This window comes from Ruminiclostridium papyrosolvens C7, from assembly GCF_000421965.1.
GTDB classification, from domain to species: Bacteria; Bacillota; Clostridia; order Acetivibrionales; family DSM-1351; genus Ruminiclostridium; species Ruminiclostridium papyrosolvens_A.
In genome coordinates, this window is record NZ_ATAY01000030.1 from 1 (window position 1) to 17072 (window position 17072).

A 17072-nucleotide genomic window follows, 5' to 3' on the forward strand; every position below is an offset into this window, starting at 1 on the left:
AAAAAATAAAGATAGCTTTTATTATTCTTCTATCTTTGGCATTTGCTTTTATCACTTTAAGTGAAGTTTTTGTACTGCAATCCATTATTAACAGCGTTCTGGATAATCAACTGCAAACAACGGTAGTGTTAGCTTTAGGCTTGTCAGGAATATTGATTGCAAAAGGTATTTTTCCTTCAATATTGGAATATTTCGGACTCAAGCTGTTACAAATCCCACTTGTAGATCATTTGACCAAATTGGTTTTATCGGCTGTATACACCATGCCTCTAGGAAAACTTAAAGAAACCACAAATGCTACATATGTTGATGTGCTTACACAAGACATACAGGCTATCGGTTCAGGCATAAAGCAAAAACCCAGAGTATCAGTTTTGTTGTTCAAATGCTGGTTCTCATGTTTTTACTTGGAAGAATAAGTATATACATATTACTGATAACTATTGTACTGGGTGGGCTGTATCTCTTTATCGGTAAAATATTTACAGAGAAATTCCTGGTGGCAATGGATGACTACTTTAAAGATGTGACTTTAATTCATAAAGTTACTGAAGAGGGGGTTGCTGCTACCAGAGAGGTGTTGGCATACAACCGTGCAAAATGGGAAAAGGACAGAAGAATAAGAGTATTTGACAGGTATTATATTAAGGCCAAGAAATTAAAAAACATGGAGAATCTGCAGTTCCTGACTACAAATATAATTAAATGGACCCTGATGGTGTTTTTCCTGCTATACGGCGGATATCTTGTTATAAATAACAGTATGAGCATTGCCGTATATGTGGCAATTTACAGATATTGCGACCTTTTCCTCAACTCTGCGGAGGTAGTATATAATGAAGCGACGGATCTATCAAAAATTGTTGCAAAAATATCAAGGGTTCAAAAACTTACTTATGAAACAGAGAAACCGGAATCACGTACAAATATAGGTAAGATTAAAACCATAGAGTTTTGTAACGTCAGCTTTAAATACGACGATAATTCAAAAGAAGAGGTTCTCAAGGATGTTAGCTTTAAGATTGAAGGGAGAAAGAAAATAGCGATAGTAGGGCCAAGCGGTGGTGGTAAATCCACAATCATCAAGCTGCTGCTTTCTATTATCAAACCCACCGGGGGAACTATAAAAATCAACGGTATGGATTTAAACAAAATCGACCGTGATGAATGGATTGGGAAAAAGGCAGCAATTTGCTTTCAGGACACCTTTTTGTTCGCAGATACAATTAGAAATAATATTCTATTTGGATATGACGCATCAGACGAAAAAATCATGGAAGTATGCAAAAAAGTCCGATTTTCTGATTTTATCAAAAGGCAGGAGCAGGGCTTGTCCACTGAAATAGGGGACAGAGGTATTACCCTGTCAGGTGGAGAAAGACAAAGGCTTGCATTGGCCAGATTGTTTACAAAGGATGTTGATATTTATATGCTGGATGAAGCAACTTCAGCCATAGATATTTCAACAGAAGAAATTTTGCAGCAGAATATAAATGATATTGTGTTTGACAAAGGCAGCATAATGTTTGTAGTAGCACACAGATTATCAACAATAAAGGATGCTGATGAAATTATTGTAGTCAAGGACGGATGTATTGCTGAGATGGGAGACCATGGTGCACTGCTGAATAATAATGGACTGTACAAGCAATTAATTGACGAGCAGAAGGTAGCCGTGTAAGAGGTATATTCTATAAAGATTGTCATAAAAGAGTGTCGTAAAACTACTGTTTTGGTAGGAGCGATACTCTTTTTATTTGCACACTGACAATTGGAAAAATTGACGGTGGATAAACTATAAATATTTGTAGCGGATTATATATTCCACTCAAAATCCCTATATATACACATAGTGGTATTAACGCCCGGCTTATATTACTATAAAAGTGTAAAAAAGCCCGCCTTATACCATACTCAAGGAGGTCAAATACAAATGAAACATTACGAAATAAAAAATGTTTCTCCTTTTAACACGGTGTATTATGTCGATTGCTTTTTCTTAGCTCTTTTTACAGCAATTAAGGCTTTCAATGGAAGTATTTTCAGCTACATATCCAATGATTATTTTGCATATAATCTTGAGGAAACACATGACGGCTTGTCCCTGATAATCCAAAATAATCACGTTCGACCCTTCAGTGAATTGGAGCAATATAACGGAATACTTACAGAAAGCAAATTTGAGTACTACGATAATATTGTAGATATACTAAAAGAGGCATTACTTAACCAAAAGCTAATCATTATTCCCGTTGACGGGTTCTATTACAAGCATCCTTACCATGACCTGTTTTATCTCAAGCATCATCACTATCAAAGTATGTTGATTTACGGATTTGATTCTGAAAGGAATGTATTTCTGACAGTAGAAGCCAATGGGCTGGAATCTGATTCGGAAAGGTGCTTCTACAAACATGAAATAAGCTTTCAGGATATTAAAAAATGTCATGAAGGAGTTGTTAATTACGTACAGGGAGGCTTGCCAACAATAAGGCTGATATCCAAAGTTAAACCCGAAATTAAAATAAATGATGACCCTCACTTATATAAAAATACTATGATAAATAATCTTCTGGCAAACAGAGAAATGATATTTAATGGCTTGAAAAGCATACATACACTGGCAGATAATATTGAGCAATTTGATATGAGTGAGACAGCATGTTTCACTAATAAAGTAGCTTCTGCTTCAAATTTGTTTAAATTTAAAAACATACTGGGTGAAAAGAGCAGATATATACCCGAAATGGTGGAAATTTATAAGGCATGGGCTGTTATGAGGGATTTAACATATAGAGACCAACTCAGAGGCGGGGTACGTGACAAGAAAAAATATTATTCTAAGCTTTGCCGCATATATGAGATGGAAAACAAGCTTTATAAAAGCCTGTTTGACAGCTTGGACAGCATAAGTGCAAATAATAAGGAGGGAAATGATGTACAAAGAATATGGGGAAAATTCATGTAGGACATATGATATTAAGTTCGGAGACAAATCCTTTAAATACCACTTATATAACGATTTTGAGAATTTCACGGAGAGACTGTTCGATTTAGATGATATTGATTCCTTTGTAATCTTAAGTGACGAAAATATTGGGAGAATATATGGACGAAGTATTGTAAACCGGATACGGAAAAACTACAGATGTGAGTTGATTATATTTGACTGTACTGAAAAGAGCAAGAACCTGACGGTTTTACAGGAATTAATAGAAAAGGTTATTTCATTAAAAGCAACCAGACGTACATGTATTATAGGGCTTGGGGGAGGTATATGCGGGAATATGGCTGGAATGGTTGCTGCACTATTGTTTCGGGGAATAAAGTTTATACATATACCAACGTCCCTTATGGCCATTTCAGACTCTGTGCTGTCATTGAAACAAGCCATTAATTCAGAGTATGGTAAAAATCTTATAGGGGTATTCCATACTCCTGAAATGGTTATAACAAGCACTCAATTCTTAAAATCATTACCTAAAAAAGAGATTATATCTGGCTTGTGTGAAACGATTAAAAATGCACTTACTATTTTGCCTGAAAGCATAGAACCACTGACAGGTATGCTTAATGATGATTGCAGATATACATGGGATAATTACCGTTATTTTATTGAAATGTCCATAAAAGCGAAAACACAGGTTATGAAAAACGATGCCTTTGAAAAAAAAGGTGCATTGATACTGGAATACGGACATACAATCGGACATGCCATAGAGCTGGCTGATGCAGGAGCCATAACTCATGGGGAAGCGATAGGATTGGGGATGCTGTGTGCAGCGGAGATATCCCATATGCTGGGACATTTATCTGAAAAGGATGTTAAAATACACAGAACGCTTTTGGAAAAGGCGGGAGCTCCGACTGTGATAGCCGAAAATATAAATCCTGACACTATCGTGTCCATATTGAAATATGACAACAAAAGGGGATATACGCCTGTTGAGGAAGGCACCGTTTATATGGTACTTCTGGACACCATTGGTAAAACCTTTAACGACAGCCTACTTACGGCTGTTCCTATGGAATTGGTTAGACAAGCAATAAACAGAATGTACCGGGAATAGAAAGGAAAAAATGTATGAATATCGAATACTATAAAAAATATGAACATCGTATGGGTTCGAGAAAATTGAAGTTGATTGGTCAGGATGGAAAGCCCATAGCAAATACAGAGGTTTCAGTCGGACAGACAAAGCACCAATTTCTTTTTGGTTGTGCCGAATTCAGTTCCATACCATTTGCCAACAACGAGCTTAACCAGGAGGAGAATGAAAAAGCCAAGTGGATATTTGAAAATTTTTTTGACTTGTTTAATTATGTAACACTGCCATTTTATTGGAGTAACTTTGAAAATGTAAAAGGCCAGCCGGATACCGACAGATTGAAGAAAACCGCCCAATGGTTTAAAACAAACGGTTGTACAATAAAAGGACATCCCTTGTGCTGGCACACGTTGGCCCCGTCGTGGCTTCTTGATATGACAAATGCTAAAATCCTTGAATTACAGCTTGACCGTATCAGGCGTGAAATGAGAGATTTTACAGGATTAATCGATATCTGGGATGTAGTTAATGAAGCGGTTATTATGCCAATATTCAGTAAATATGATAACGGAATAACAAAAATTTGCAAAAATATGGGACGGATTCGTGTTGTACAGGAGACGTTTTCTGCCGCAAGGGAATCGGACCCCGGTGCTTTGCTGCTAATTAATGATTTTATTTATACCAGCATTGATGCATATGAAATATTAATTGAGGGCTGCCTTGAAGCAGGAGTCCCTATTGATGCCATAGGAATTCAATCACATATGCATCAGGGCTACTGGGGAGTTGAAAGAACATTGGAGGTTCTGGAGAGATTTTCCCGTTTTATGCTCCCAATTCATTTTACCGAGTCCACGTTGGTATCAGGGCATACCATGCCTCACGGGATTGTGGATTTCAATGATTATGTTATTGATAACTGGCCATCCACTACGGAAGGAGAAGAACGTCAGGCAAGAGAGGCAGTCTTGCATTATAAGACTCTATTTTCTCATCCCCTAGTAGAATCAATAACTTGGTGGGACTTTGTGGACGGACAATGGCTTGGTGCACCTACTGGTTTTGTGACACAGGACAATAGGCTCAAACCGATATATGAGGAGTTGTATAAACTTATCAAGAAACAATGGTGGACGGAGACAGTGAATAAAGTTACGGATGAAAATGGCGAAGTAACTGTTTCAGGCTTCTTTGGAGACTATGAAGCAGCAGCGGTTGGAATGAAAGGCAAGTTCAAACTGGATAGAGAGGAAGAAAGAAAAGAAATTACAGTGCCTTTAAAATAACTCAAACTAATCCCCTTGACAACTAAACAGGTTAGTTTTAGACTAATATTAATAATGTTTACATGCTATGAAGAGAAGAGTAGACAACGTAACGATTACAGAGAACCTTGGGAGTGCTGAGAACAGGGGAGTCGTGAAATTGTTGAAGATGGACTCGGAGCTTCGTACTGAGGGCTGATATTTCGGCTTTAGGTATCGACGGGAACACCCGTTATAGTGCATACTGTATTATTGCAGTTGTTAAGGCTTTTGCCGTGAGGCAAAAAGTAAATTAAAGTGGTAACACGAGTTTTCTCGTCTTTAAATAATTATTTATTTAAAGGCGTTTTTTATTTTAAAAAAAGATTGATAGTAAATCAGGAGGAGTAAAAATGTCAAAAAAACCTTATTATTTGACTACGGCTATTGCATACACATCCAGTAAACCTCACATAGGTAATACTTTTGAAATAGTATTGGCTGATAGTTTTGCAAGATTTAAAAGAATGCAGGGGTACGATGTACGTTTTCAGACCGGGACTGATGAGCATGGTCAGAAAATAGAGCTGAAAGCCAAGGAAGCCGGTATCAGCCCCAAGGAATACGTTGATAACTTTGCTGTAGAAATAAAGCGTATCTGTGATTTAATGAATACAACATATGATAAATTCATACGTACAACCGACGAATATCACGAAAAGCAAGTACAAAAAATCTTCAAGAAGCTCTATGAACAGGGAGATATTTATAAAGGACACTATGAAGGAATGTACTGTACTCCATGTGAAGCATTTTTTACAGCTTCACAGTTAGTAGACGGCAAATGCCCGGATTGCGGAAGGGAATGTCATCCTGCAAAAGAGGAGGCTTACTTCCTGAAGCTTAGTAAATATGCGGATCGTTTGATTCAACATATTAATGAACATCCTGAATTTATTCAGCCGGAGTCCAGAAAAAATGAAATGATGAACAACTTTTTACTGCCGGGACTACAGGACTTATGTGTTTCAAGAACCTCCTTCAAATGGGGAATTCCTGTAGACTTTGATGACAAGCATGTTGTATATGTGTGGCTTGATGCACTGAGCAATTATATTACAGGCTTGGGCTTTGATGTTGACGGAAATAATGATGAATTATTTAATAAATACTGGCCTGCTGATTTGCACCTGATAGGTAAGGATATTTTAAGGTTCCATACAATCTATTGGCCTATTATGCTTATGGCTATGGATATTCCCCTTCCCAAACAGGTATTTGGCCATCCTTGGCTGATGATGGGCAGTGGCAAGATGAGTAAGTCAAAGGGAAATGTAATATATGCAGATGAACTGGTTGACATTTTCGGAGTAGATGCAGTCAGATACTACGTTCTTCATGATATGCCTTTTGATAATGATGGTGTGATTTCCTGGGAATTGGTTACTGAACGTATAAATTCAGACTTGGCCAATGTACTTGGCAATCTGGTTAACCGTGTAATCGCTATGAGCAACAAGTATTTTTCAGGTGTTGTAAATAATTCAAATGTGAGGGAAGAGATCGACAATGAACTCATTGAATTAACCTTGAAAACACCTAAAACAGTAGTTGAAAAAATGGATAAATTGAGAGTAGCAGATGCACTTTCAGAGATATTTTCATTGTTTAAACGCTGTAATAAATACATTGATGAAACAATGCCTTGGATACTTGCTAAGGACGAAGATAAAAGGACAAGGCTGGAAACAGTATTGTATAATCTGGTAGAAAGCATTGTGACCGGAGCAAGCTTATTGGAAGCATTTATGCCTGAAACTGCAAAAAAGATAGTTGACCAGATAAATACTTCCATCAGACCTTTAGAGGATATGACGGTTTACGGACAATACAAATCAGGAACAAAAGTTACTGAAACACCTGAAATCCTATTTTTAAGATTGGATATAAAGGATTTACTGGAAAAAGCAGGGCAGAAAGATGAACCTGAAACAACTCCTGCACCTGTTGCGGAAGAGAAGAAGGAAAATGTCATAGACATTGATGCAAAGGAAAAAATTACCTATGATGATTTTACAAAAATGCAATTTCAGGTAGGCGAAATAGTGGAATGTGCAGAGGTTCCAAAATCCAAGAAGTTATTGTGCTCACAGGTAAAAGTAGGTGGACAGATAAGGCAGATAGTTTCAGGTATAAAGAAACATTATACGCCGGAACAGATGGTTGGTAAAAAGGTAATGGTACTGGTAAATCTCAAGCCTGTTAAGCTGGCGGGAGTTTTGTCCGAGGGTATGCTACTATGTGCAGAGGATGAAAATGGAGAACTTGCACTTATGGTACCTGAAAAGCCAATGCCATCAGGTGCGGAAATAAGATAACACTTTATATTTAAAAAAAGAGGGATGTACCGGGCCATTGGTACATTCCTTTTTATGTGTATAAATAAAAAATTAATTGAATAGTGGGTATTATTAAAGTATAATATGAACAGTAATTTATTGTAATTTTCTACAGTTTTTTACTTTGACGATTAAAGTAATTTTTGAAGTAATCTTTGGAATAACGGTATTTTGAAAGGGGGGAGAAAAGTAGTTTGTATGAGGTAAGATAATACAGCACCTTATGGAATTTATATATACACTTTCATATTTCCCGTCTTTAGGCTTAATTCAATTCCCGGAACGTTGCTCTTAACGTCAATTCGTATGTTATACATACCTTAATCAAATATAGCACCTTAAAATATACTCTTAACTCAAGCTCAAAGTAGTCACATTGTTATTCCGAAGTTGACTTGTATTACAAAAGACAAATCAGAAGAAGAAACTACTACCAATAATAATCGAGGGGGTCAAATTTAATGAAAAAAACAATAGCTTTTTTATTATGTTTTCTAATTATTTTTACAGCATTATTGCCAATGCAAAATGCTAATGCGTATGATGCTTCACTTATTCCGAATCTTCAGATTCAACAAAAGAACATTCCGAATAATGATGCAATGAATTTTGTAAAAGGTTTAAGACTTGGATGGAATCTGGGTAATACATTTGATGCTTTTAACGGTACAAATATTACTAATGAATTGGATTATGAAACATCATGGAGCGGTATCAAAACAACTAAGCAGATGATTGATACAATAAAGCAAAAAGGATTCAATACTGTTCGTATTCCTGTATCCTGGCATCCACACGTAAGTGGTTCAGATTACAAAATCAGTGATGCGTGGATGAATCGTGTTCAAGAAGTAGTAAATTATTGTATAGATAATAAAATGTATGTCATTTTAAACATACATCATGACGTTGACAAAGTAAAAGGTTATTTCCCAAGCAGTCAATATATGACAAGCTCTAAGAAATATATAACTAGTGTCTGGGCACAGATTGCTGCTAAGTTTGCAAACTATGATGAGCATCTTATTTTTGAAGGAATGAACGAGCCTCGTCTTGTAGGACATGCTAATGAGTGGTGGCCTGATCTGACAAATTCAGATGTTATTGATTCTATTAATTGTATTAATCAACTCAATCAGGATTTTGTTAATACAGTACGTGCAGCAGGTGGAAAAAATGCAAGTAGATATCTTATGTGTCCAGGATATGTTGCATCTCCTGACGGAGCAACAAACGATTACTTCAGAATGCCAAATGATTCAGGTAATAATAATAAAATAATCGTATCTGTACATGCATACGTACCTTGGGGTTTTGCAGGGTTGGCAATGGCTGATGGAGGTACAAATGCTTGGAATATAAATGATTCAAAAGATCAAAGCGAAGTTACTTGGTTTATGGATAATATTTACAATAAGTATACAAGCAGGGGTATTCCTGCAATAATCGGTGAATGTGGAGCAGTAGATAAGAACAATCTGAAGACAAGAGTAGAATATATGTCCTATTATGTTGCACAAGCTAAAGCACGTGGTATATTATGCGTATTGTGGGATAACAATAACTTCTCAGGTACTGGTGAATTATTTGGTTTCTTTGATAGAAGAAGCTGTCAGTTCAAGTTCCCCGAAATTATAGATGGAATGGTGAAATATGCTTTCGAAGCGCAGACTGATCCTGACCCAGTAATTGTATACGGAGATTATAACAACGATGGAAGTGTTGATGCACTTGATTTTGCAGGCTTAAAGAAATATATTATGGCTGCTGACCATGCTTATGTTAAAAATTTGGATGTTAATCTCGACAATGAAGTAAATGCTTTTGACCTTGCAATTTTGAAAAAATTCCTGCTTGGTATGGTAAGTAAGCTTCCAAGCAACTAAACAATAGTTTCTAAAAAAAGTATCATTCAGAACGGCGATTATAGCCTTCTGGATGATACTTTTTTCATTAATTGAAAATTATATTATAATATGGTAAATTTTATATAAATATATTATAAAAATGAAAGCAGGGTCGGAAAATGTGCAAAGAGGTCGAAATAATATGCTATGGTGTTGGCTTCGGAGATTGTATATATGTCAAGCTCCCAAACAGTTTACAAATACTGATTGACACAGGCCACAGTGGAGCTTTTTCAAAAGTAGCTGCTAAACTGCTCAATGATGGTAAGAATATTGATTATGTCTTTCTGACACATTCTCATGGAGACCATATCGGCGGGATAAATCAGTTGTTTGATAATGAGAAACTTAAAATAAAGGGGATCTATTATTGGGCTCCTGCCGAAACAAAAATAAGTCCCAGCAATCTAAAAAAAATTAATAAATTAAAGGACATTTCTGTACATAAGCGAAGGATGATTCATTGTGAACAGCTTGATGAAGATGTAATTGAAAGGATGCATAGCATATTTGCTAATTATGTAAACATACTGTATCCCATTACATGCGGTGTCCATGAATACAACAATATTGATTTAAATGCAAACTCAATAGTAATAGATATATTGATTGACAGCTTTCATTTGCTGTTCATGGGAGATGCTACAAGTAAAAATGAACAACTGATTCTTGAGCAGTGTAAAAAGAACGGAATTGATTTAAAAAAGACTATCTTTTGGAAAATAGGGCATCATGCCAGTGAAACTGCTTCCAGCAGTACATTTGTAGATGCAATTTTAGGCGATGATTTTAAAAAAGCGGTATGTTCCTGCAAGGATTCGTGGACGTTTGACCCGGACAACAATGAGCCACCAAGTGTAAATAAAATAAATGAGATAAATACAAAACTAAAGGCCTTTGGCGAAGAGATAAATTTTACAGGTAAAAGCCGTACAATACAAGATATTAAGTTAAAGTTCAAGATTGATGGAGGGAGTGTAACTTATGTGCCCTGAGCGTATTAGTGATAGTGTTAGAATACTTGGATATTTGGATGCTGCGGTTAATAGAACATATTACTTCGAGTATTATATAAATCAAGGAGGAGATGCTTTAACCTCTGAAAATTTTACTGTTGAAAGGCTCCTTAATTCTCAGATAATAAGCTTCTCTTTGAATATGGGAAAAGAAATAAATAAGGTTTTATTTGAGAATTACTACTACGATATAGAGCTTACAACCAAACTCGATGAGTATTCTATAATCATTGATCCCGAGAAAAATTCCGAATTCTATGATAATTTGTCACTTGATTCGTCCATCCCTTGGTATGTAAATTTATCAATAAACCATAATATTACAAAGCTAGTTGCAGACAGTTATGAGAAAAGCAAGAGGCTATTGGGAAAACTTGAAAACTTGAAAAAAAGCTTGTTAAAGGTGTACATTACCGGAGAAATTGTTGGTGATGTTAATTCATACAGGGAGTGGGTTGCGAAAAAGAACAGCAATAAAAAAAATCTGGATACTTTTTTAAACATGGAGGGGCTGAACGGAGAAAGTGTCAGCGGGTTTGATGCAGCAATTAAAGCTGTAATTCCAAACTTTAATATTGACAGAAGATTCAGATGGAATTCACTCAGGGAAGAGGATGGAGAAGCAAGGGAAATCCTTTTAAGAGAATACAATGAATTCAGACAGCTTCTGGGGCAGATTAAGTCATACCGTGAAAATGGTGAAGATAATGAAGAGGTTGATTTGGTGACAGTTTATTCTAGACTGATGGATTACGACGGTGTCGGAGAGGTGGCATTGTCAACTTTGCTTAATACCATAAATAATAAGTACTTTCCTATATTCTCCAGGAGTCTTTGCGGATATATGAAAATGGTGGGGTTTGAGATTGATCAAAATATCGAAAGCAACAGAAAGATTGCCATGAAGTATAATAATTATCAAGTTGGATTAAACCAGATGATTCAATCCTTTGGGAATTATCTGAATGACCATAAGAATAGCTACGATGCCTTAAATTACTATTTAAGACACGGTTTGAAACTATTCGAACTGTAGGATATATTTACTACACCTCTTTAAAATGGTAAGATTAGTAAATAGTGTATATTACTTTAATTTTAAGGAGGGCTAAAAATGAACAGTTTTAGAAAAGTAAAGTGGTTTTTGCTATGACTCTGGTATTGGCTTTGTTGATTACCTGTGGGACATTCCCTGCAGCGGCTCAGGGAAGTGGTTTAGTTATTGGTGATGCAAATGGGGATGGAACTGTCAATATGACTGACTTGGCTATACTGAATCAATACATAGCCGGTTACATATCGGCGTTTCCGTATGATATGGCAGACTATACAATGGATGTTAATGATGACGGATATATTAACCAACAAGATGCTGACCTGCTGACCAGGTTTATATCAGGCTCGCTGGCATCACTACCTGCAGCAGACATAATAAATAACATGCCGCAAACAGTGTTTCAATATAGCTATACAAATGGTGCATGGATTTATACAAGTATGAGATTAAGTATAGATAATCAAGGAAATATTTACACCAGCGGAAACGTAACACCAAAAGTCGACCCCTCGACGGTAAAAGTACCAAGATTTGAGCTTGAGGCAATGTATATGGATTTATATTTGGCATCGCAAGGCACAATATCAAACCCTCGGAATGCCGCTTGCGATATGGGGTTACATGTTTATGGGGGGAATATCGTAAAGAATGGATATTTTCAGAGTGTATTTTTGAAGGAATACGGCGATATTGATCAGGAAAATCTTTCACCATACACTCAGACTTTGGTGGATTGGCTTAACGGTTATATAGATTTGATATACTAAAAGCTATAGTAAGCAAATGCATAATGATATATAATATAGATTGCAGATGTTTGCAAATATTATACATAGATAGGGGAATATGTAAACGCATGGTAGAATCAGGTAAAGAATTTATAATGGAAAATGTTCTGTCTCTCAGAAAAAAGATGACTCAGAGACAATTAGACGACGAAATGGAGAAAATAGGAGAGTTTCTTCAAAGTAATGGTGCAACTCAGGCTGGGCCCATAGTTACGGTAACTTTTTCAATTGATACAAAAAACAAAGAACCTATATTGGACATGGAAATACTTGTACCTATGGATAAGGTTTTGGAACTATCGGGTGACTATGTATTCAAACCTTTATTTCGAGTAACAAATGCAGTTTATGCAAGGCACAAAGGCAATCCGGCTGATTTGCAGAAGACGTACAATGAAATGCTTTTATTTATCCAGGAAAATAATTTGCAGCAGATAACAGTAGGGTACAACGTTCTTATCAATGAACCTATGCCCGGACTGACCCTCGATGATATGATTATCGACGTCTACATAGGAATAAATCCAAATATTCTTTAATTTAAAATTTTTATATGTGTAATATTTGAAATTGTTAATTGCAGGTAATTTAAGAGAAAATAACGGAGATAAAAAAAGGCATCAATCAGAAATAATTGCTGATTGATGCCTTTTAATATATATGCCAAATTGCTACTCAAAGTAGTACTACAGTTTTCTTTGAAAGGTACCTCCCCGCTTTTGGCTTAGAATGTTTGTACTATCTCGCCCAAGAGGAGGATATTATATGGCTGCATTGCTTCTGAATCAGCCACCCCACCCGGGCCATCCGGGATTAGTGTTTGTAGTTGGTTTCCATCCGGATTTATCCAACCAGGCAGCCCTTTGGAGCAGAAAGTTCTGTATAATTGTTATTTGTTCTTCCCAGGTCTGGGTTGTTTGTGTACTGAAACCACCTACAGTAGTAGTACCCAAGTTATTCCACTTCTGGAAGTTGCGTTTAGCACCGTTTGTTAAAGGTAATGTCAGCTTTTGAACCAGTGCTTTTAGCTGTGTATCAGAAAGAGGTCCGCTGCGTAATTCCTGCCAGCGCGCGCTGATCTTGCTTTGGAAAGCAGGATCCTGCATAAGCGTGTAGTACCAGTCGCATGTGGAATTCATACCAAACATTGGTTGAAACTGCCAGCCTTCTACGTAGTTTGTTGAACCCATCATACCTGTTACACAATTGTAGGCCAGATCATAGTCCCAAAGAGGCCCGGCGGCAAGCTTTGCACCACGGTCCTTATATATGTAGGTGCTACGCATGTATGAGTCGCCTTCACGGGCAATCTCATTACCTATAATGTAATTTATGAAGGAATCAACGTCGATATAAGCAGGATATCCGCTGGTTGGGTCAGAAGGATTTGTACTGTGGATAGAATTATGCACCTTTTGAATGTAGTTACTTATCCAAGTCAATTGTTCAGGTAACAAATCATCTGGATCTGTTATCTCAAGATCGTTCCAGCCGGATCCTTTCACCAATGGTCCGTCAGTTGCCATCATGTTGAACTGCATCAGGTAACCTCCAGTAATATTTGGTTCTGTAAGATCATCGTCCTTGAGCTTTTTGATATTGACACGGTCCTTGTCTATTTCCAGTGTTTCTGTTAGCAAATACACACCTTGGTAGTCTGCAGAGGATAATGGTTGATTATCAAGATTCAGGTATACTTCAACAAATTTGTACCTTGGTGCTTTTAATCCCATACTGGCTCCTAATTCATAAGCAAGAGCATTTCTTATAAGAGATTTATCGGGGAAAGGTGAGAGTAATGCCCAGTCGCCGTCTCCCGGCATACCCAGCAGAGGATACTTGGCATCCTCATTTTTGTTATCCCACAATTCAAGACGATAAGGAGTCTTTTCGTAATTAGCGGAAGACTGACCACGTACATGAAAACCTGCGCGAGTGGCAACTGTAGGCGTTTGTAATAATGAAGCTTCGTTGTTCTGTGGCTCCATCAGCATAACTGCAACGTCTTTGTAGTCACGAGCAGGTTTTCCTCCACCGTAGGCATCCAGAATCAATACGGGGAGATCATGCTTGGCATTTATAGCACTTGCAACATAGATTGCAGTACCCATATTACCGCTTACAGCTCCGTTTACAAAGGATTGGGCTCTCAACTGTGTTGTCTTTGTAAACGACAAAGGACTGCTATATAAAGGAGAACTTGCGGTAGGAACACTTCCGTCGGTTGTATAACGAATTTGAGAGTTAGCAACTTTTGAGCTCAAAGACACTGAGACCTGGTTGCTGAAAGTACAGCTTGGCACAGAGAAAACGATATCCCCGATCAATTGAGCCGCAGGAGTATTATCTCCGGGAGTTGTATTATTATCTGCCGGAAACTTAGTAATAATGTGCAGAATATATTGTTTCATTAATGATAAATCAATAGCATCTATGTTGCCGTCTCCATTTACATCGGCTGCTGTAGGATTACTTATAGTTATACTGCCGAAAAGGTAACCCTTCATAATGGAATAGTCTATAGAATCTATTGAACTGTCCGAATTCAGATCTCCGTACACTGTAGCTGCGCTAATATTTGTCATAGGTAATAGTACAGTAAAGAGAGCAAAGAATGCTGACAAAATTAGCAAACGACTTTTTTTCATAAAAATACCTCCTATAAATAATTTGGGTAAACATTAAAATCAGCGGTTATTTTAAGAAACCGCTTAAATAACTCTGTAGAGTCTACTTTAAGTAGTTTGCATATAACATAAGTAGGTGCAACAATAAAAGCCTTGGTAAGTCTAAAAAAGATTTCAGCAGGATTATTGAAATTTTATGAGGGAAATAGAATTTTTAGGGGGTATTAGGAATGATTTGATTATAAATGAATTATGAAAACACAATAAAATGCTTGAAATATATTTATAAGATTTGCTGAAAATACAATTTTTTTGACGTCAACCAGGCCGTGAACAGTATATATTTCTTTTAAAATATTGATTTTTCAAGGTTCAGTACAGCTTATAAAAATACTTTTAAAAAAATATTTTAATACGATTACAATTATACTCTACATCTCATCCACTTTCAAACAGATATTACATAAATATACCAATATAGCATAAAATGTTTGTTATATGACATGAATGGTGCAACACCCCTTTGCCGGTTACACATTTACAGGCTCCAATAAATGTACTCAGGATTAATGAATTCATCTTTGTTTAATGCACCTTTAACGTCAATGATGACTTTGCTTTCTTTTGTATCAGCCTTAAACATCTTATCAAAATCGGCTTTTGATAACTTCAAAAACGAATTATGGCTAACGGCCAATACTACTGCATCCATATCTCTGATGTCTTCAATAGGTGTCAAATCAATACCATACTCCTGCTTCGCTTCCAAAGCATCAGCTTCGGGGTCAGAAACAACGGGCACAATACCGTACTCACTCAGGCTTTCCACTATATCTATAACCCGTGTATTACGGGTATCAGGACAATTTTCTTTAAAAGTAAAGCCAAGTATTGCAATTTTAGAGTTTTTAACCGATAAGTCGGCCGTAATCATGTTTTTTATAAGATTCTCAACAATGTATTTCCCCATAACATCATTAATTCTTCTGCCGGACAGGATAATTTGAGAATGATACCCCAATTGCTCGGCCTTATAGGTAAGGTAATACGGGTCAACACCTATGCAGTGCCCTCCAACCAATCCGGGGGAAAACTTCAGAAAATTCCACTTTGTTCCGGCCGCTTCAAGTACCGACTTGGTATCAATGTTCATTTTATTAAAAACCATTGCAATTTCGTTCATAAATGCTATATTAATATCTCGCTGGGAGTTTTCGATAACCTTTGCTGCCTCTGCGACTTTGATTGATTCAGCAGGATATACTCCTGCCTTTATAACCATTGCATATACCTTTGCGATTGTATCAAGGGAATCAGCATCTATACCAGATACAACTTTTATTATATTTTCAAGCCTGTGCTGCTTGTCGCCCGGATTGATTCTTTCGGGAGAATATCCTACCTTAAAGTCTTCCCCGCATTTCATGCCTGATTCCTTCTCCAGTATGGGTATACAGATTTCTTCGGTAACGCCGGGATACACAGTGGACTCATATACAACAATTGACCCTTTGGCAAGATTTCTGCCCACAATGCGGCTTGCCAGTTCTACTGGATTCAGATTGGGAGTATGATCCAATTTAACAGGTGTGGGTACGGAAATAATATAAAAACCTGCTTCTTTAAGGCGTGCTTCATCCGACGTAAATTCCACGGTAGAATTTTTTATTGCATCATCTCCTACTTCCTTGGTTGGATCTATACCGTTTTTATATAGATCTATTTTCTCGGTACTTATGTCGTAACCTATGACAGAGGCTCTTTTGGAAAATGCTATAGCAAGAGGTAATCCTACGTACCCAAGGCCTATTACTGCTATCTTTTCTTTGCGGTTTAATATATTTTCATACAAACTCATGATAAATCATCCTTAATTTTAGAAGTATATGCTTTCAGGTCATAATGTGATAAAGTTAGAATATGAGTTAACATATAATATGTTGGAAATTTGCGGCATGTTACACGTTGACTGAAATATAGAT

12 protein-coding genes, 1 pseudogene and 1 other annotated feature are annotated in these 17072 nt (G+C 36.8%); of the genes and pseudogenes, 11 read left to right on the forward strand and 2 right to left on the reverse strand.

Features of this window, described 5'->3' with window-relative positions; translation table 11 throughout:
• The 11 genes and pseudogenes from L323_RS41345 to L323_RS29785 form a co-directional block, all read left to right on the forward strand.
• A pseudogene (locus tag L323_RS41345) lies at window positions 1-419 on the forward strand (hypothetical protein); the annotation flags it as partial.
• A complete protein-coding gene (locus tag L323_RS29740) occupies window positions 398-1681 on the forward strand; it encodes an ABC transporter ATP-binding protein (RefSeq protein ID WP_020815305.1) in 1284 nt (427 codons plus the stop codon). The pseudogene L323_RS41345 and the gene L323_RS29740, both read left to right, overlap by 22 nt.
• Before the next feature lie 252 nt (window positions 1682-1933).
• Window positions 1934-2968 (forward strand): hypothetical protein, encoded by a 1035-nt coding sequence (locus L323_RS29745; RefSeq protein WP_020815306.1) that lies wholly within the window; start codon window positions 1934-1936, stop codon window positions 2966-2968.
• The gene (locus L323_RS29750) at window positions 2937-4070 is read left to right on the forward strand and encodes a 2-deoxy-scyllo-inosose synthase (protein WP_020815307.1); all 1134 of its coding nucleotides are present in this window, start codon (window positions 2937-2939) and stop codon (window positions 4068-4070) included. The genes L323_RS29745 and L323_RS29750 overlap by 32 nt, the downstream gene beginning before the upstream one ends.
• Window positions 4071-4084: 14 nt before the next feature.
• Window positions 4085-5338 carry an endo-1,4-beta-xylanase gene (locus L323_RS29755; RefSeq protein WP_020815308.1) on the forward strand — a complete coding sequence of 418 codons (1254 nt, stop codon included), beginning with the start codon at window positions 4085-4087 and terminating at the stop codon, window positions 5336-5338.
• 58 nt (window positions 5339-5396) lie between these two features.
• Window positions 5397-5643: a binding site (T-box leader), on the forward strand.
• Window positions 5644-5709: 66 nt separating this feature from the next.
• Window positions 5710-7674 (forward strand): methionine--tRNA ligase, encoded by a 1965-nt coding sequence (gene metG / locus L323_RS29760; protein ID WP_020815309.1) that lies wholly within the window; start codon window positions 5710-5712, stop codon window positions 7672-7674.
• 482 nt (window positions 7675-8156) lie between these two features.
• Complete coding sequence (locus tag L323_RS29765) at window positions 8157-9581, forward strand: cellulase family glycosylhydrolase (RefSeq protein WP_020815310.1); 1425 nt, start codon at window positions 8157-8159, stop codon at window positions 9579-9581.
• A gap of 140 nt (window positions 9582-9721) precedes the next feature.
• Window positions 9722-10597, forward strand: coding sequence for a ComEC/Rec2 family competence protein (locus L323_RS29770; RefSeq protein WP_020815311.1), 876 nt, complete (start codon window positions 9722-9724; stop codon window positions 10595-10597).
• Window positions 10587-11654, forward strand: a complete 1068-nt coding sequence (locus L323_RS29775) for a hypothetical protein (protein WP_020815312.1) — start codon at window positions 10587-10589, stop codon at window positions 11652-11654. Before L323_RS29770 ends, L323_RS29775 begins: the two co-directional genes overlap by 11 nt.
• 113 nt (window positions 11655-11767) lie before the next feature.
• Window positions 11768-12442 carry a dockerin type I repeat-containing protein gene (locus tag L323_RS29780; protein ID WP_081665696.1) on the forward strand — a complete coding sequence of 225 codons (675 nt, stop codon included), beginning with the start codon at window positions 11768-11770 and terminating at the stop codon, window positions 12440-12442.
• An 89-nt stretch (window positions 12443-12531) separates the two neighbouring features.
• Window positions 12532-13002 carry a GyrI-like domain-containing protein gene (locus L323_RS29785; RefSeq protein ID WP_020815314.1) on the forward strand — a complete coding sequence of 157 codons (471 nt, stop codon included), beginning with the start codon at window positions 12532-12534 and terminating at the stop codon, window positions 13000-13002.
• A 246-nt stretch (window positions 13003-13248) separates the two neighbouring features.
• Here the strand turns inward: L323_RS29785 and L323_RS29790 are convergent, their stop codons facing one another.
• On the reverse strand, window positions 13249-15111 hold the full coding sequence (locus tag L323_RS29790) for a CotH kinase family protein (protein WP_020815315.1): 1863 nt from the start codon (window positions 15109-15111) through the stop codon (window positions 13249-13251).
• Window positions 15112-15628: 517 nt separating this feature from the next.
• On the reverse strand, window positions 15629-16948 hold the full coding sequence (locus tag L323_RS29795; RefSeq protein ID WP_020815316.1) for a nucleotide sugar dehydrogenase: 1320 nt from the start codon (window positions 16946-16948) through the stop codon (window positions 15629-15631).
• Between the last annotated feature and the right edge of the window lie 124 nt (window positions 16949-17072).